This window comes from Mycobacterium sp. SVM_VP21 (genome assembly GCA_024758765.1).
GTDB lineage: Bacteria > Actinomycetota > Actinomycetes > Mycobacteriales > Mycobacteriaceae > Mycobacterium > Mycobacterium heraklionense_C.
In genome coordinates this window covers 2,267,768-2,284,344 of the sequence record CP101406.1, presented here as the reverse complement: position 1 = coordinate 2,284,344, position 16,577 = coordinate 2,267,768, and the positions used below count along the sequence as shown (strand labels likewise).

The window sequence follows — 16,577 nt, the reverse complement described above, 5'->3', positions numbered from 1 at the left end:
CTCCGTCCCCCTCGCCGCTTCGCGACTGGGGGTACCCCCACTGCATCGTCGGCGGTGGCCAATGAGCCGCATCAAAACCCCGCTGACCCAACTGGTCGGTATCGAACACCCGGTGGTGCAGACCGGGATGGGCTGGGTAGCCGGTGCGCGGCTGGTCTCGGCGACCGCCAATGCCGGCGGGCTGGGCATCCTGGCCTCGGCGACCATGACGATCGATGAGCTGGCCACCGCGATCGCCAAGGTGAAGGCCGCCACCGACAAGCCGTTCGGGGTCAACATCCGTGCCGACGGCGCCGACGCCGGCGACCGGGTGGACCTGATGATCCGCGAGGGCGTCAAGGTGGCGTCGTTTGCGCTGGCGCCCAAGGCCGAGCTGATCGCGAAGCTCAAAGAGGCCGGATCCGTGGTGATCCCGTCAGTGGGCGCGGCCAAGCACGCCAAGAAGGTGGCGTCCTGGGGCGCCGACGCGGTGATCGTGCAGGGCGGAGAGGGCGGCGGGCACACCGGCCCGGTCGCCACCACATTGCTGCTGCCGTCGGTGCTGGACGCGGTTGCCGGTACCGGGGTGCAGGTGATCGCCGCCGGCGGATTCTTCGACGGCCGCGGTCTGGCCGCCGCGCTGTCCTACGGCGCGACCGGCGTCGCGATGGGCACCCGATTCCTGTTGACCAGCGACTCCACCGTTCCGGACTCGGTCAAGCAGCGCTACCTGGCCGCCGACCTGAGCGGCACCGTGGTCTCCACCCGGGTAGACGGCATGCCGCACCGGGTGCTGCGCACTGAACTGGTGAACAAACTTGAAAGCGGTTCGCGGGCACGTGGTTTCAGCGCCGCCATCCGCAACGCCGCCAAGTTCAAGAAGATGTCGCAGATGAGCTGGCCGACCATGGTGCGCGACGGGCTGGCGATGCGGCACGGCAAGGAGCTCACCTGGTCGCAGGTGCTGATGGCCGCCAACACCCCGATGCTGCTCAAAGCCGGCCTGGTAGAAGGCAACACCGAAGCCGGCGTGCTGGCCTCGGGTCAGGTGGCGGGCATCCTGGACAGCCTGCCGTCGTGCGCCGAGCTGATCACCTCGATCGTCGACGAGGCCGTCGAGCACCTGCGCAGCGCCAACTCCTTCGTCGTCTAGCCCCGAGCGCCAATCTCACGACGCGACACGCCGTGTCACCGTCGTGAGATTGGCACTCGCGCGGCCGGGCCAACCGGCGGTATACATCGCGTCCTCCACCCGGGCAATAAGCGTCCCGCGGCGGTAGCTCAGCAACTCCGCGCTGACCCGGATGATCACCCAGCCTTGCTCGGCCAGCCCTACCTGGCGGTCGATGTCGCGTTGCCGCTGTTTCGGATTGGCCCAGTGCTGCTGACCGTCGTATTCGATGCCGACCTTCAATTGTCGGTATCCCATATCGACCCGGCCCACGAATTCGCCGTAGCTGTCGCGCACCACGATCTGGGTGTCCGGTCGCGGCAAGCCAGCGTCGATCAAGACCAATCGCGTACGCGTTTCCTGCGGCGACTCCGCTCCGCGGTCGACGAGCGGCAGCACCCGGCGAAGCCGATTCAGGCCCCGCGCGCCACGATGCGCGTCGATGACGGCCTCGACTTCCGCAACCCCGACGCCGGTGGCGTTCGCTAGTGCGTCAAGCCGTTGGAGTGCCCGAAGCCGTGACGACGTACGCCGCCCGATGTCGAAAGCGGTGCGCGCCGGAGAGGTGACCGCAATCCCGTCGACGTCTACCACCTCACCCGGCTTCAGGATGTCGCGGTGTACGACGAGTTTCTGCGGGGGCACCCGGCTGCCGTACACCAGCTCGGCGTCCAGCGCGCCGCTCACCCACTTCGTGCCGAGCAGCGCCGCGGCTGAGTCACCCGCGACTACCCCCCGGCGCCGTGACCACAGCCACGCCGCTTCCGCCCGCTGCCGGGCGGTCAGCTCGACACCCCATGGCGCGTAGACCCCCGGATAAACCGGTTCGTAGAGCGCCCGCATCGCCCGCTCGGGGATGGCCCTGGCGGCCAGCGCCTCCTGACCCAGGAATGGCCATCCCAATTCGCCCACAGCCTGAAAGCATGCTCGCCGGTGCCGATCAGCGCTGACATCCATCCACAGGCGACCGAACGCCAATCTCACGACGCGACACGCCGTGGCGGCGTCGGGAGATTGGCGCTCGGCGCGGTGGTTAAGCCTCCACCACCATCAGGGTGTGCCCGGTCGGGTCACGAAGCCAGAACATCGGCGGAACCGGGTCACCCATCCGGGCAACCTGGTCGTCCACGTCGACACCTAGCTCACGGATCGCAGCGTGCGTGGCGTCGATGTCGTCGGTGGTCAGCGCGATGCCGGTGTCGGTCGGCTCGACCGGCCCACTCTCCGGCGGCGGTGGAGCCAGCGCGATCCCGGTATTCCCCTCGGGCGGGTAGACCTCCACCCAGCGGTAGCCATCACCCATGTCGATGTCGGTTCGCTTCTCGAAGCCCAGCGACTCGTAGAACGCCACCGCTTTGTCCTGCTCAACGGTCGGCACACACACCAGGTTGATCGTCTTCAGGCCGATCTTGGCAGTGCTCATCATGCTCCTTCTGGGTTGGGATGGGTTGGGCAAACTACGAATTCGAGCCGTATAGCGCAGCGATCTCCGGCGAGCTGGCCCAGCGACTGTAGGTGGGGCCCTGCGGCCAGCCGTCGGGCGAGTCCTGCCACTGTTCCTGACGCCCATAGGGCAGCACGTCGATCAGCGGAAACACGTGGCTGAGTTGTTCAACCCCGCGGTGGTTGGTGAACCAGGTGCGGTAGACCGTATCACCCTGGCGGAGAAAGACATTCACCGCGAACTGGCCGCCCGGCGGTACCCCGACATCAGCCCCGAACGGACTGTTGGCAGTGCTGTACCACGCCATTTGATTGCCGACACGCCGCTTGTACGCGATCGCTTCGTCGATCGGCCCCTGCGTCACGATGACGAACCGTGCGTCATAGGCGTCGAGGAAGTCGAGTCGGGTGAACTGCGCGGTGTAGCCGGTGCACCCCGGGCACTGCCATTCCTGACCCGGCGACCACATGTGGTGGTAGACGATCAGTTGACTCTTGCCCTCGAATACCTCAGGCAGGCGCACCGGCCCCCGCTCACCATCGAGCACATAGTCGTCCATGGCGACCATCGGCAGGCGCCGGCGCAGCGCTGCGATCGCGTCTAGTTCACGGGTGGCCGCCTTCTCCCGGACGCGCAACGCGTCGAGTTCCCGTTGCCAGGCCTGGTGATCCACGATCGGCGGCGCCTTGAAACCAGTCATCGGCGAAAACCCCCATTGGTATGTGTACGGCGTCTACATTGGATATGTTCACACCGTACACTTGGACCCGAGGGGGCTGTCAAGAGGTGACTGCGACAAAGACCGGTTATCACCATGGCGACCTGGGCGCGGCGCTGATCGACGCCGGCCTGCAGCTGACCCGGCTCGGCGGTCCAGAGGCTCTCACGGTCCGAGAGGCGACCCGGCGCGTCGGGGTCTCCCCCAACGCCGCCTACCGCCACTTCGCCGACCGCGAGGCACTGTTGAGGGCCGTCGCGATCGCCATCGGAGACCGGATGGCCGCCCGCATGCTCCCACCGGTAAGCCGACGCGGCTCACCACAGAACCGGGCACGCAACCGGCTCCGCGCAGTCGGACTCGGCTACATCGGGTTCGCGTTGGACGAGCCGGGGTGGTTCACCGTGGCCTTCTTCGGCTCCGGGGTCACCTCAGTCGACGACGACGGAGTCCCACCACCATTTCGCGCGCTGGTCGACGCACTCGATGCGATGGCCGATTCCGGTGTGCTGCACGCGGACCGGCGCGCCGGCGCGGAGTGGCCGTGCTGGTCGGCCGTGCACGGATTCGCCGAGCTGGCCCTGCGCGGGCCGCTGCGCGGCGCCCCCCGCCCCGATCTGGACGCGTTGGCACAACGAACGGTCGACGACATCATCGCCGGTCTGGTTGGGTGAGGCGGCGACTGCGCGGCTTCAGCTGACGTGGGCGGGCAGATGGATCCCGTTGCTGACGGTGATCAGGAACGCGGTGAGGTCATGCGTGAGGTCGTCCATCGACCGCGGCGGGTCGGTCTGATACAGGAAATCGGCGATGATCTCGAAGAGTCCCCCGACGGTGGCCACTGCCATCGCCCGATAGTCGGCGGCCTCACCGGGTTGAGCCCTGCTGCGCCAGAACGACTCGATGAAGTTCGCGGCCCACTTGCGGTTCGCCCGCCGTTGCGCCTCCACCCGCGGCGAGATTCCGGTGCTCTCCCGGAACACAACGACCGCAACCCGAGGATCGACGACCAGCTCATGGGCGAACACCGTCAAAACGCGACGCACCGTCGCCTCTTCAGTCTCTTCGGTGTCGTCGGGAGCACCGTGAAGCAACTCCTCCTCGACCCTTGCCTCGATGCGGTCGCCGATCTCGTTCATCAGCGACAGGTAACAGTCTTCCTTGCTGTCGAACAGCTCGTAGAACGCCTTGTTGCCGACGTAGGCCGTTTGGCAGATCTGCTCGATAGAGGTATTGACGTAACCGTCTCGGGCAAACAATTCGAACGCTGCGGTCAAGAGTTGCTCACGACGCTGAGCTCGGCGCTGATCAGCGTCGAGCCCACGAATCCGGCGTCCCCCTGGCGCCGTCGGAGTCGGTCCTTCCATAACCCGCAATTTTAGCCGCCGAGGCGCTCGATGATCGTGACGTTAGCTGTGCCGCCGCCTTCGCACATCGTCTGCAAACCGTACCGGCCGCCGGTGCGCTCCAATTCGTTGAGCATGGTGGTGAACAACTTGGCACCGGTCGCCCCCAGCGGGTGACCCAGCGCGATTGCCCCACCGTTGGGGTTGACCTTGGCCGGGTCGATCGGGAACTCCTTCATCCAGGCCTGCACCACCGGAGCAAACGCCTCGTTGATCTCCACGACGTCGATGTCGTCGATGCTCAGGCCGGTCTTTTCCAGCGCGTAGCGGGTGGCCGGAATCGGGCCGGTCAGCATGATCACCGGGTCGTCACCACGGGCGCTGATGTGGTGGATGCGGGCGCGCGGCTTCAGGCCATGGTCGGACACGGCTTGCTCGGAGGCGAGCAGCACCGCTGCCGAGCCGTCACAGATCTGGCTGGAGAGCGCGGCGGTCAGCCGGCCGCCCTCGACCAGCGTCTTGAGGCCGGCCATCTTCTCCAGGGTGGACTCGCGCGGGCACTCGTCGACCCGGAAGCCGTCGACATCAATGATCTCGTTGTCGAAGCGGCCTTCGGCGATCGCGGCGAACGCCCGCTGGTGGCTCTGCAGGGCGAAACGCTCCATGTCCTCGCGGGAGATGTCCCAGCGCTCGGCGATCATCTCGGCGCCGCGGAACTGCGAGACCTCTTCGTCCCCGTAGCGTTCCAGCCACTTCTTCGACTCGTTAGTCGGCGAGGTGAAGCCGAACTGCTCGCCGACGACCATTGCCGACGAGATCGGGATCCAGCTCATGTTCTGCACGCCGCCGGCCACGATCAGATCCGCGGTGCGCGACATGATCGCCTGCGCGCCGAATGAGATGGCCTGCTGGCTGGAGCCGCACTGCCGGTCGACGGTGACGCCGGGAACCCCTTCGGGGAAGCCGGCCGCCAGCCACGCGAGCCGGCCGATGTTGCCGGCCTGGCCACCAACGGCGTCCACGCAGCCGGCGATCACATCATCGACGGCCGCCGGGTCGACGCCGACTCGGTCCAACAGACCGCGAAACGCCAACGCGCCCAAGTCAATCGGGTGATAGGTGGCCAGCGATCCGTTGCGCTTGCCGACGGCGGTGCGAACAGCGTCGATGACATACGCTTCAGAGACTTGTGCGGCCATTTCAGACTCCTTCTTTGGTGATACCACCCAGCACGATGGCGAGGTATTGTCTGCCGACTTGTTCGGCGGTCAGTGGACCACCCGGTTGGTACCAGCGCACCGATACCCAGGTGGTGTCGCGGATGAAGCGATAGACCAGGTCGACGTCGAGGTCGGGCCGGAATATTCCCGCTTCGATGCCCTGCTGCAGTACGTCGAGCCACATCTTGCGTTGCTGACGGTTGCGTTCGTCGACGTAGGAGAACCGTTCGTGTGACGACAGCCGCTTGGCTTCGTCCTGGTAGATGACCACTTGAGCGTGCCGATGCTCGATCGCGTCGAACGAGGCCAGGAACAGTCCCTTGAGGCGTTCCAGCGGATCGGTTTCATGATCGACGATCTGCTGGTACCGGGCGAACAGCCAGTCCAGAAAGTCACGCAGCACCTCGTCGACCATCTCCTCTTTGGAGGAGAAGTGGTGATACAGACTGCCGGACAGGATCCCGGCGGCGTCGGCGATATCACGCACAGTCGTGGCACGCAGGCCACGCTCGGCGATCATCGCCGCTGCCAGGTTCAGGAGTTCGTCACGGCGTGTCATGGCATCAGGCGCGCTGGCTGGAAACCGAGATGACCTCGCCGGTGAGGTAACTGGAGTAGTCACTCGCCAAGAACGCGATGGTGGTGGCGATCTCCCACGGCTCGGCCGCCCGGCCGAACGCCTCGCCGTCGGCGAGGCGGTCCAGCAGTTCTGCCGAGCTGGTCTTCTCCAGGAACTTGTGCCGGGCGATAGACGGCGAGACGGCGTTGATCCGCACCCCGTACTCGACGGCCTCAATCGCACTGCACCGGGTCAGCGCCATCACGCCGGCCTTGGCCGCGGCGTAGTGCGACTGCGAATGCTGTGCACGCCAACCCAATACGCTGGCGTTGTTGACGATCACCCCACCGTGTTCGGCACCGCGGAAGTAGCGCAGCGCCGCCCGGGTCGCCCGCATCACCGAGGTAAGGGTCACGTTGAGCACCCGGTCCCACTCGTCGTCAGTCATGTCGATGACCGGGGTCTGCCCGCCGAGCCCGGCATTGTTGACCAGCACATCGAGCCGACCCATCTTCGCCACGGCCTCGTCGAACAATGCGTCCACCGCGGCGGTGGAGGTGACGTCGCAGACCACCGCCTCGACCCGGCCCAGCCCGAGGCCGGCCAGTTCGTCGCGGGTCTCGCCGAGGCGGCGCTCGTGGTAGTCGGAGACGACGACGTCGGCGCCTTCGAGCAGTGCACGCCGCGCGGTGGTGGAGCCGATGCCGGTGCCGGCGGCGGCGGTAACCAGAACCGTCTTGCCCGCCAATAAGCCATGCCCGGCAATCTCTTCCGGCGTCTTGGACAGATCCTTGGACGTCGAGCTCATCCCTTTGCCTCCCGGGGTAGGCCGAGAACCCGCTCGGCGATGATGTTGCGCTGAATCTCGTTCGACCCGCCGTAGATGGTGTCGCTGCGGGTGAACAGGTAGAGCCGCTGCCACTCGTCGAACTCGCCGTCCGCCAGCACCATCGAGTCGCGACCGATCACGTCCATCGCCAGCTCACCGAGATCGCGATGCCAGTTGGCCCACAACAGCTTCGACACGTTGTCCTGACCGGGCTGCTCGACGTCCATGGTGGCCATCGCATACGACCGCATCGACCGCAGGCCCACCCAGGAGCGGGTCAACCGCTCACGGATCAACGGGTCGTCGGCGGCGCCGTTGCGCTGTGCGAGCTCGGCGAGTGCGGAAAGTTCACGGGCGTAACGGATCTGCTGGCCCAGGGTCGACACGCCTCGTTCGAAGGTGAGCGTGCCCATGGCGACCTTCCAGCCGTCGCCGGGCTCACCGACCACCAGGTCGGCGTCGGTGCGGGCGTCGTCGAAGAACACCTCGTTGAACTCCGAGGTGCCGGTCAGTTGCACGATCGGCCGGATCTCGACGCCGGGCTGGTCCAGTGGCACCAACAGGTAAGACAGTCCGTTGTGCCGCTTGGAGCCCTTCTCGGTGCGGGCGACCACGAAACACCACTGCGACAGGTGTGCCAGTGACGTCCAGACCTTCTGGCCATTAATCACCCAGGCATCTCCGTCGAGCACCGCGGTGGTGGCCACGTTGGCCAGGTCACTGCCGGCGCCGGGCTCGGAGTAGCCCTGGCACCACAGTTCGGTGACGTTGCGGATGCCCGGCAGGAAGCGCTTCTGCTGTTCGGGACTACCGAACGCGATCAGGGTCGGCCCCAGCAGCTCTTCGCCCAGGTGGTTGACCTTGTCGGGCGCGTCAGCCTTGGCGTACTCCTCATAGAACGCCACCCGGTGCGCCACCGACAGGCCGCGACCGCCGTGTTCCACCGGCCAGCCCAGGCAGGTCAGCCCGGCGTCGGCGAGATGGCGGTTCCACGCCATCCGCTCCTCGAACGCCTCATGCTCGCGCCCCGGACCGCCGAGCCCCTTGAGCTCGGCGAACTCCCCGACCAGGTTGTCGGCCAGCCATGCACGGACCTCGGCCCGGAACTCCTCGACTGCTTGCACCCTTGTAGGCTAACCTACCAAGCACTTGCTCGGCTACGAGCCGTCGAGCCCAGGGAGCCCGCGCTGACGGCGATGCAGAGTTCAGCGACGGGGAGGAGCAGCGCCTATGAGTACAGAACCGCAGACCACACCTGCGGCCCTGGACCACATCGCGCGTGCGCTGCCCGACCATGACGCCCTGGTCACCGAGGACAAGCGCTTCACCTACGCGACCCTGCGCGACGAAGTGCGGCGGGCCGCCGCGGCTCTGATCGCCCTTGGCGTGCAACCCGGCGAGCGGGTTGCGCTCTGGTCGCCCAACACCTGGCACTGGGTGATCACCTGCCTGGGCACTCACTACGCCGGCGGCGTGCTGGTGCCGCTGAACACGCGCTACACCGCGGCAGAGGCCACCGACATCCTGACCCGCAGCAAGGCCAAGGTGCTGGTCGGCATGGGCCGGTTCCTCAAGACCGACCGCCTCACCGAACTGGATCGCGACCAGCTGCCGGATCTGCAGCACGTGATCCGGGTGCCGGTAGAGACGGAGGACGGAACCTGGGACGAATTCATCGCCGCCGGTGCCGCAGTGCCGGCCGCCGACGTCGACGCCCGCGCCGCCGGCGTCGGACCCGATGATCTGTCCGACATCCTGTTCACCTCCGGCACCACTGGCCGCAGCAAGGGCGTGCTCTGCGCGCACCGGCAGTCGCTGGCCGGCCCGGCGGCCTGGGCCGAGTGTGGCCAGATGACCTCGCGGGACCGCTACCTGTGCATCAACCCGTTCTTTCACAACTTCGGCTACAAAGCCGGCATTCTGGCCTGCCTGCAGACCGGGGCCACCCTGATTCCGCAGCTCACCTTCGACCCGGCCGGTGCGCTGCGCGCCATCGAATCCCACCGGATCACCGTGCTGCCCGGGCCGCCCACCATCTACCAAACCCTGCTGGATCACCCCGAGCGTGACCAACACGACCTGAGCTCGCTGCGATTCGCGGTCACTGGAGCGGCCACCGTGCCGGTAGTACTGATCGAGCGGATGCAGACCGAACTCGACATCGACATCGTGCTCACCGCCTACGGGCTGACTGAGTCCGGCGGGTTCGGCACCATGTGCCGGGCCGATGACGACGCCGTCACCGTCGCCACCACCTGCGGGCGTCCGATCGGCGACTTCGAGCTGCGGCTGGAAAGCACGGGCGGCGATTCGGATTCCGGCGAAGTGCTCCTGCGCAGCGCCAACATCATGCTCGGCTACCTCGATGACGCCGACGCGACCGCTGCGGCGATCGACGCCGAAGGGTGGCTGCACACCGGCGATATCGGGACCGTGGACGCGGCCGGGAACCTGCGGATCACCGACCGGCTCAAGGACATGTACATCTCCGGCGGCTTCAACGTCTACCCGGCCGAGATCGAGCAGACACTGGCCCGCCTCGACGGGGTGGCCGACGTGGCGGTGATCGGCGTTCCCGATGAACGGATGGGCGAAGTGGGCCGCGCCTTCATCGTCCGCCGGCCCGGATCGACGCTCGACGAACAAGCGGTGATCGCATACGCCCGTGAGCATTTGGCGAACTTCAAGGCACCGAGATCGGTGATCTTCACCGACTCCCTACCGCGCAATCCTGGCGGCAAGGTGGTCAAGCATGAATTGAGAGAGTGGGCCTGATGGACCTGAATTTCGATGATGAGACCGAGGCCTTTCGCGCCGAGGTCCGCGACTTCCTGGCCGCGAACTCCGACAAGTTCCCGACTGAGTCCTACGACACCGCCGAGGGTTTCGAGCAGCACCGCCGCTGGGACAAGGTGCTCTTCGACGCCGGCCTGTCGGTGATCGCCTGGCCGAAGAAATACGGCGGCCGCGACGCCACCATGCTGCAGTGGGTGGTGTACGAGGAGGAGTACTTCGCCTCCGGGGCGCCCGGCCGGGCCAGCGCCAACGGCACCTCGATGCTGGCACCGACGCTGTTCGCGCACGGCACCCAAGAGCAGCTGGACCGCATCCTTCCGAAGATGGCCAGCGGCGAGGAGATCTGGGCACAGGCATGGTCGGAGCCGGAGTCCGGCAGCGACTTGGCGTCGCTGCGCTCGACGGCGACCAAAGTCGACGGCGGCTGGAAACTCAACGGGCAGAAGATCTGGAGCTCGCGGGCCCCGTTCGGTGAGCGCGGCTTCGGGCTGTTCCGCTCCGACCCCGAAGCCCAGCGCCACCACGGCCTGACCTACTTCATGTTCGATCTGAAGGCCGACGGGATCACCGTGCGTGCCATCGAGCAGCTCGGCGGCGAGACCGGCTTCGGCGAGATCTTCCTCGACGATGTCTTCGTGCCGGACAACGACGTGATCGGCGTGCCGAACGAAGGCTGGCGCGCGGCGATGAGCACGTCGAGCAACGAGCGCGGCATGAGCCTGCGCAGCCCGGCCCGGTTCCTGGTGGGCGCCGAAAAGTTGGCCGCCATGTGGAAGCAGCACGGCAGCGATCCGGTGTTCACCGACCGCGTCGCCGACGCCTGGATCAAGGCGCAGGCCTACCGGTTGCAGACGTTCGGCACCGTGACCCGGCTGGCTGCCGGTGGCGAGTTGGGCGCGGAGTCCTCAGTGACCAAGGTGTTCTGGTCCGACCTCGACGTTGCCCTGCACCAGACCGGCCTGGACATCCGCGGCGCTGACGGCGAACTCGCCGACGCCTGGACCCACGGTTACCTGTTCTCGCTCGGCGGCCCGATCTACGCCGGCACCAACGAGATTCAGCGCAATATCATCGCCGAGCGGCTGCTGGGCCTGCCCCGGGAGAAGAAATGAAATTCGATCTAGACCAAGAGCAGCGCGACTTTGCGGCCAGCATCGACGCCGCCCTGGGTGCCGCCGACGTGCCCGGCGCGGTGCGCGCCTGGTCGCAGGGTGACGCCGAGCCGGGTCGCGCGGTGTGGAATCAGCTGGCCGAACTCGGCGTGACCGCGTTGGCCGTGCCGGAGGAGTTCGACGGCATCGGCGCCCATCCCGTCGACCTGGTGTTGGCTATCGAGGCACTCGGCCGCTGGTGCGTGCCCGGGCCGGTGGTGGAGTCCATCGCGGTGGCACCGATCCTGCTGGCCGGCTCACCTGATGCCGGGTCGCAGCTGGCAGCCCTCGCCGCCGGTGAGCTCATCGCCACGGTGGCGCTGCCGCCGCACACCCCGCGGGCCCTGGATGCTCAGTCCGCCGACCTGGTGCTGCTCGCCGAGAACGGCCAGGCCGGCTCGGCACAGGTCGGCACCCGTCACGCCTCAGTGGACCCCAGCCGCAGCGTCTTCGACGTCACCGCGACCGGAGCGACCTGGGAGGCCGACACCGCCCGCGCCTACGAAGTGGGCGCCCTGGCCACTGCTGCACAGCTCATCGGGGCCGGTCAGGCGATGCTGAACACCGCCGTCGACTACGCCAAGCAGCGCACCCAGTTCGGTCGGGTGATCGGCGGCTACCAGGCCATCAAGCACAAGCTGGCCGACGTGCACATCGCGCTCGAGTTGGCCCGCCCGCTGGTGTACGGGGCGGCGCTCGCTTTTGCGGACAGCTCCCCCGACACCGCCCGCGACGTCAGCGCCGCCAAGGTGGCCGCGTCCGACGCCGCCCTGCTGGCCGCGCATTCGGCGTTGCAGACCCACGGCGCGATCGGCTTCACCAGCGAGTGCGATCTGTCGCTGTGGCTGCTGCGGGTGCAGGCCCTGCGTCCCGCGTGGGGGGATGCGACCGCCCACCGGCGGCGAGTGTTGGAGGCGATCTAAATGGCCCGTAACGACGAACGCGACCTGCTGCGCCAGACCGTGGCCGCACTGGTCGACAAGCACGCCACCGGAGAGGCAGTACGGGCGGCGATGGAATCCGAGCGCGGCTACGACGAGACGCTATGGCAACTGCTGTGCGAGCAGGTCGGCGCCGCTGCCCTGGTGGTGCCCGAGGAGCTCGGCGGCGCCGGGGGCGAACTGGGCGACGCCGCAGTCGTTCTCGAGGAGCTGGGCAAGGCATTGGTGCCCACTCCGCTGCTGGGAACCATTCTGGCCGAGCTGGCGCTGCTGGCTGCGGCCGAGCCCGATGCCGAAGCATTGGAACAGCTGGCGGAAGGCGGCGCGATCGGAGCGGTCGTCTTCGGCGACGACAACACCGTGGCCAACGGTGATATCGCGGATGTCGTCGTGGGCGCCCAGGACGGCCAATTGCGGCGCTGGACCGAGTTCAGCACCGAGCCGGTGGCCACCATGGACCCGACCCGGCGCCTGGGCCGGATCACCGCCGCCGCGACCACGCCCATCGGTGATGACCCCGGCATCGCGGACTACGCGGCGATCCTGTTGGCAGCCGAGCAGATCGGCGCCGCGGCCCGCTGCCTGGACCTGACCGTGGAGTACACCAAGAGCCGGGTGCAGTTCGGCCGGCCGATCGGCAGTTTCCAGGCGCTCAAGCACCGGATGGCCGACCTGCACGTGGCCGTGTCGGCTGCCCGCGCCGTTGTCGACGACGCCCTCGCCGAGCCGTCGGCGACCTCGGCCGCGCTGGCACGGGTGGTGGCCAGCGAGGCATTTTCCAAGGTGGCCGGCGAGGCCGTGCAGCTGCACGGCGGCATCGCGATCACCTGGGAAAGCGACATCCAGCTGTACTTCAAACGCGCGCACGGCAGTTCACAGTTGTTCGGCCTGCCGGCACAGCATCTTCGCCGGTTGCAGGCCGAGGTGCTGTAGCAGCCCCGTACGGTAGCCGCATGTGCACTCGACTGGTTTATCTCGGCCCGAACGGCAACATCATCACCGGACGGTCCATGGACTGGAAGCTGGATTTGGCGACCAATTTGTGGTCGTTGCCGCGAGGCGTGAAACGCGATGGTCGGGCCGGGGCGAACTCCGTTGAGTGGACCGCAAAGTACGGCAGTGTGGTGGCCACCGGCTACGACATCTGCACCACCGACGGCTTGAACGAAGCCGGATTGTCCGCCAACCTGCTCTGGCTGGCGGAGTCGGTATATCCGAAATACGACGGCAGCCGGCCCGGCCTGTGCATCTCGGTCTGGGCGCAGTACGCCCTGGACAACTTCGCCACGGTCGCCGAAGCCGTCGCGGCGCTGCGCACCGAACCGTTCCAGGTGGTCACCGACGGCGTGCCCGGCGAGGACCGGCTGGCCACGCTGCATCTGTCGCTGTCGGACGTGACCGGCGACAGTGCGATCGTGGAATACGTTGACGGCAAACAGGTCATCCACCATGGTCGGCAGTACCAGGTGATGACGAACTCGCCGATCTTCGAACAACAGCTCGCGGTCAACGCCTATTGGGAGCAGCTCGGCGGCACCGTCATGCTGCCGGGCACCAATCGGGCCGCGGACCGGTTCGCCCGAGCTTCGTTCTACGTCAACGCGATTCCGAAATCCGACGACATGAAGCTCGCACTCGCCTCGGTGCTCAGCGTGGTACGCAACGTGTCGGTGCCATTCGGCATCTCCACCCCGGACGAGCCGAATATCTCCTCGACCCGCTGGCGCACGGTTGCCCACCACACCCGCAAGCTGTACTTCTTCGAGTCGGCGTTGACGCCCAACGTCTTCTGGGTGGATCTGAACAAACTCGACTTCGCCGAAGACGCGCCCGCGCGCAAACTCACACTCGGTTCCGACGACAGCAACATTTTCGCCGGTGAGACATCGGCGGATTTCGACGTCGCCGAACCATTCACCTTCCTGGCCCTGAACACGTGAGCGCGGCACGCCGCTTGGCTGCCGCCTCGCTGTCAGCTGGGCTGGTCGCCCTGGCGCTGGCCGCATCGGCGGCCGCTGACCCGGGGCCGCGGTGGTCCGGACTGGACGCGCGCGCGTATGGCGGTCCCATTCCCGCCGAGGGCGAGCTGATCACCTCGGTACCGCTCGACCCGGCTTTGTCAGTGACCGGCGCCGCCCAAGCATTCCGGATCCTCTACGCCACGCCTGACCAGCACGCCCGGCCCGCAGTGAGCACCGCCGCGGTCTTCGTTCCGCATGGTGCGCCCCCGGCGGGGGGATGGCCGGTGATCGCGTGGGCACACGGCACCGTCGGTCTCGGCGACGACTGCACCCCGTCGGCTCGGCCACGCAGCGCCCGCGACGACGAATACCTGTCGCACTGGCTGGACCAGGGCTACGCGGTGGTCGGCACCGACTACGTCGGGCTCGGCACGCCGGGGCTGATGAGCTACCTCAACAGCGCCACCGAAGCGCACTCGGTGATCGACTCCGTGCGCGCCGTCCACCAGATGGATCTGCCGCTGTCCCCCAAGTGGGCGATCGTCGGCCAGTCGCAGGGCGGCGGCGCGGCGATCAACAGTGCCTGGTGGGCCGACAGGCTCACCGCCGGCACCGGCCTGGACTATCGCGGGGTGGTCGCCACCGGGACTCCGGCCAACATCGAGCGATTGGTCATGGAGGCCGGGCCCGACCTGCCGCCACAGCAGGTACCTGCCGCGGCGATCAGCTATACCGCGTTCATCCTGGCCGCCCTACGCGAAGCGCATCCCGATATTCCCGTCGACCGCGTGCTGACTCCGCGCGGGCGTGAGCTGGCGGACCGGGCGGAAACGGTGTGCAAACCGGAGCTGGACAAACAGGTGGCGGGAACCACACTCAACGAGCTCTTCAGCGCACCGGTGGCGTCACTGGACGGCATCGGCGCCGCGCTCGACGGCTATATGGGCACCCCGACCGACGGATATGACCGGCCGATCTTTCTCGGACACGGCCTGCGCGACGCCGACGTGCCGCCCCGCTCCAGTCAGACGCTGTATCAGCAGCTGATCGACAATCACCAGAATGTGCAGCTGCACATCTATCCCGACCAGGACCATTCCGGCACGGTGCTCGCCTCCATGCCGGACTCCACCCGGTTCCTCCAGCAACTGATGACAGGGTGAATTGCATGACCCACCGTCTCGACCGCACGGCGCTGCGCGCCGGCATTCCGCCATTCCACGTGATGGACGTGTGGCTGGCCGCCGCCGAACGCCAGCGCAGCCATGGCGACTTGGTGAACCTGTCGGCCGGCCAGCCCAGTGTGGGAGCCCCCGAACCGGTGCGCGCCGCAGCGGCCGCGGCGCTGCAGGCCAACGAACTGGGCTACACCGTCGCGCTGGGCATCCCGGAGCTGCGCTCGGCCATTGCCGGCTCGTACGCCGATCGCTACGGCCTGTCCGTCGACCCCGACGACGTGGTGGTGACCACCGGCTCGTCGGGCGGATTCCTGCTGGCCTTTTTGGCCTGTTTCGACGCCGGCGACCGGGTGGCAATCGCCAGCCCCGGCTATCCCTGCTACCGCAACATCCTGACCGCCCTGGGCTGCGAGGTGATCGAGATCCCGTGCGGACCCGAGACCCGCTTCCAGCCCACCGCAGCGGCGCTCACAGCGCTCGCTGAAACCGGGCCGTTGGCCGGGGTGATCGTCGCCAGCCCGGCCAATCCGACCGGCACCGTCATGGAGCCGGCGGAACTGGCCGCGATCGCCGCCTGGTGCGACGCCGCCGGGGTGCGACTGATCAGCGACGAGGTGTATCACGGCCTGGTCTACGAGGGCGCCCCGCAGACCAGCTGTGCATGGGAGACCTCACGAAACGCGGTGGTGGCCAACAGCTTCTCGAAGTACTTTGCGATGACCGGCTGGCGGTTGGGCTGGCTGCTGGTGCCGCCGGCACTGCGCCGCGCGGTGGACTGCCTGACCGGCAACTTCACCATCTGCCCTCCGGTACTGGCCCAATACGCGGCGGTCGCCGCGTTCACGCCGGAGGCGATCGTCGAATCCGATGGCCACCTGCGGCACTACGCCGCCAACCGGGAGCTGCTGCTGGGCGGCCTGCGGAGCATGGGCATCGATCGGTTGGCGCCCACCGACGGGGCGTTCTATGTCTATGCCGACCTCGCAGCGCACACCGACGATTCGCTGGCATTCTGCGCGCGCCTGTTGGCCGACACCGGTCTTGCGCTGACCCCGGGAGTCGACTTCGACACCGAACGCGGCAACACCTACGTCCGGCTGTCGTTCGCCGGCCCCACCGCCGACATCGAGGAAGCATTGCGCCGACTCCGCGGTTGGCTGCCACTCCGGTAGGTTTAGCTTCCAAGCTGGAAATACCTGATCGAAGGGACCACTGCTATGCGCATCACCACGACTTCTGGCCCTGCTCTCGCGGCGGTCCCAGCTTCGCCTCTCCTCCGTCGAG

17 protein-coding genes are annotated in these 16,577 nt (G+C 67.4%); 9 read left to right on the top strand and 8 right to left on the bottom strand.

Going from position 1 to position 16,577, the window contains the following annotated elements:
• Positions 1 to 61 precede the first annotated feature (61 nt).
• Positions 62 to 1,132 (top strand): nitronate monooxygenase, encoded by a 1,071-nt coding sequence (locus tag NM962_10480; GenBank protein ID UVO14376.1) that lies wholly within the window; start codon positions 62 to 64, stop codon positions 1,130 to 1,132.
• Positions 1,133 to 1,147: 15 nt separating this feature from the next.
• Here the strand turns inward: NM962_10480 and NM962_10475 are convergent, their stop codons facing one another.
• From NM962_10475 to NM962_10465, 3 genes are all read right to left on the bottom strand, one after another.
• The gene (locus NM962_10475) at positions 1,148 to 2,062 is read right to left on the bottom strand and encodes a DUF559 domain-containing protein (protein ID UVO14375.1); all 915 of its coding nucleotides are present in this window, start codon (positions 2,060 to 2,062) and stop codon (positions 1,148 to 1,150) included.
• A gap of 121 nt (positions 2,063 to 2,183) precedes the next feature.
• On the bottom strand, positions 2,184 to 2,573 hold the full coding sequence (locus NM962_10470; protein ID UVO14374.1) for a VOC family protein: 390 nt from the start codon (positions 2,571 to 2,573) through the stop codon (positions 2,184 to 2,186).
• 34 nt (positions 2,574 to 2,607) lie between these two features.
• Complete coding sequence (locus tag NM962_10465; GenBank protein ID UVO14373.1) at positions 2,608 to 3,294, bottom strand: DUF899 domain-containing protein; 687 nt, start codon at positions 3,292 to 3,294, stop codon at positions 2,608 to 2,610.
• A gap of 86 nt (positions 3,295 to 3,380) precedes the next feature.
• On the opposite strand from NM962_10465, the gene NM962_10460 reads away from it, so the two are divergent.
• Positions 3,381 to 3,986 (top strand): TetR/AcrR family transcriptional regulator, encoded by a 606-nt coding sequence (locus tag NM962_10460; protein ID UVO14372.1) that lies wholly within the window; start codon positions 3,381 to 3,383, stop codon positions 3,984 to 3,986.
• Between the two features lie 18 nt (positions 3,987 to 4,004).
• Here NM962_10460 and NM962_10455 read toward each other — a convergent pair whose 3' ends face one another.
• Genes NM962_10455 through NM962_10435 form a run of 5 tightly spaced genes read right to left on the bottom strand, consistent with a single transcriptional unit; the run spans position 4,005 to position 8,390 of the window.
• Positions 4,005 to 4,679, bottom strand: coding sequence for a TetR/AcrR family transcriptional regulator (locus NM962_10455; protein UVO14371.1), 675 nt, complete (start codon positions 4,677 to 4,679; stop codon positions 4,005 to 4,007).
• An 11-nt stretch (positions 4,680 to 4,690) separates the two neighbouring features.
• Positions 4,691 to 5,857 (bottom strand): acetyl-CoA C-acetyltransferase, encoded by a 1,167-nt coding sequence (locus NM962_10450; protein ID UVO14370.1) that lies wholly within the window; start codon positions 5,855 to 5,857, stop codon positions 4,691 to 4,693.
• Between the two features lies 1 nt (position 5,858).
• A complete protein-coding gene (gene kstR2 / locus NM962_10445; protein ID UVO14369.1) occupies positions 5,859 to 6,437 on the bottom strand; it encodes a TetR family transcriptional regulator KstR2 in 579 nt (192 codons plus the stop codon).
• 4 nt (positions 6,438 to 6,441) lie between these two features.
• Positions 6,442 to 7,245, bottom strand: a complete 804-nt coding sequence (locus NM962_10440; protein ID UVO14368.1) for an SDR family oxidoreductase — start codon at positions 7,243 to 7,245, stop codon at positions 6,442 to 6,444.
• Positions 7,242 to 8,390, bottom strand: a complete 1,149-nt coding sequence (locus NM962_10435; GenBank protein UVO14367.1) for an acyl-CoA dehydrogenase family protein — start codon at positions 8,388 to 8,390, stop codon at positions 7,242 to 7,244. Before NM962_10435 ends, NM962_10440 begins: the two co-directional genes overlap by 4 nt.
• Before the next feature lie 106 nt (positions 8,391 to 8,496).
• Between NM962_10435 and fadD3 the strand changes: the two genes are divergently transcribed.
• The 7 genes from fadD3 to NM962_10400 are packed head-to-tail and all read left to right on the top strand — an operon-like array spanning position 8,497 to position 16,465.
• On the top strand, positions 8,497 to 10,041 hold the full coding sequence (fadD3, locus tag NM962_10430) for a 3-((3aS,4S,7aS)-7a-methyl-1,5-dioxo-octahydro-1H-inden-4-yl)propanoate--CoA ligase FadD3 (GenBank protein UVO14366.1): 1,545 nt from the start codon (positions 8,497 to 8,499) through the stop codon (positions 10,039 to 10,041).
• Positions 10,041 to 11,174, top strand: a complete 1,134-nt coding sequence (locus tag NM962_10425; protein UVO14365.1) for an acyl-CoA dehydrogenase family protein — start codon at positions 10,041 to 10,043, stop codon at positions 11,172 to 11,174. Before fadD3 ends, NM962_10425 begins: the two co-directional genes overlap by 1 nt.
• Complete coding sequence (locus NM962_10420; protein UVO14364.1) at positions 11,171 to 12,136, top strand: acyl-CoA/acyl-ACP dehydrogenase; 966 nt, start codon at positions 11,171 to 11,173, stop codon at positions 12,134 to 12,136. The genes NM962_10425 and NM962_10420 overlap by 4 nt, the downstream gene beginning before the upstream one ends.
• Complete coding sequence (locus tag NM962_10415; protein ID UVO14363.1) at positions 12,137 to 13,087, top strand: acyl-CoA/acyl-ACP dehydrogenase; 951 nt, start codon at positions 12,137 to 12,139, stop codon at positions 13,085 to 13,087.
• Between the two features lie 20 nt (positions 13,088 to 13,107).
• Positions 13,108 to 14,094, top strand: a complete 987-nt coding sequence (locus NM962_10410; protein ID UVO14362.1) for a linear amide C-N hydrolase — start codon at positions 13,108 to 13,110, stop codon at positions 14,092 to 14,094.
• Positions 14,091 to 15,278 carry a prolyl oligopeptidase family serine peptidase gene (locus NM962_10405; protein UVO14361.1) on the top strand — a complete coding sequence of 396 codons (1,188 nt, stop codon included), beginning with the start codon at positions 14,091 to 14,093 and terminating at the stop codon, positions 15,276 to 15,278. Before NM962_10410 ends, NM962_10405 begins: the two co-directional genes overlap by 4 nt.
• 5 nt (positions 15,279 to 15,283) lie before the next feature.
• The gene (locus NM962_10400) at positions 15,284 to 16,465 is read left to right on the top strand and encodes a pyridoxal phosphate-dependent aminotransferase (GenBank protein ID UVO14360.1); all 1,182 of its coding nucleotides are present in this window, start codon (positions 15,284 to 15,286) and stop codon (positions 16,463 to 16,465) included.
• Positions 16,466 to 16,577 lie beyond the last annotated feature (112 nt).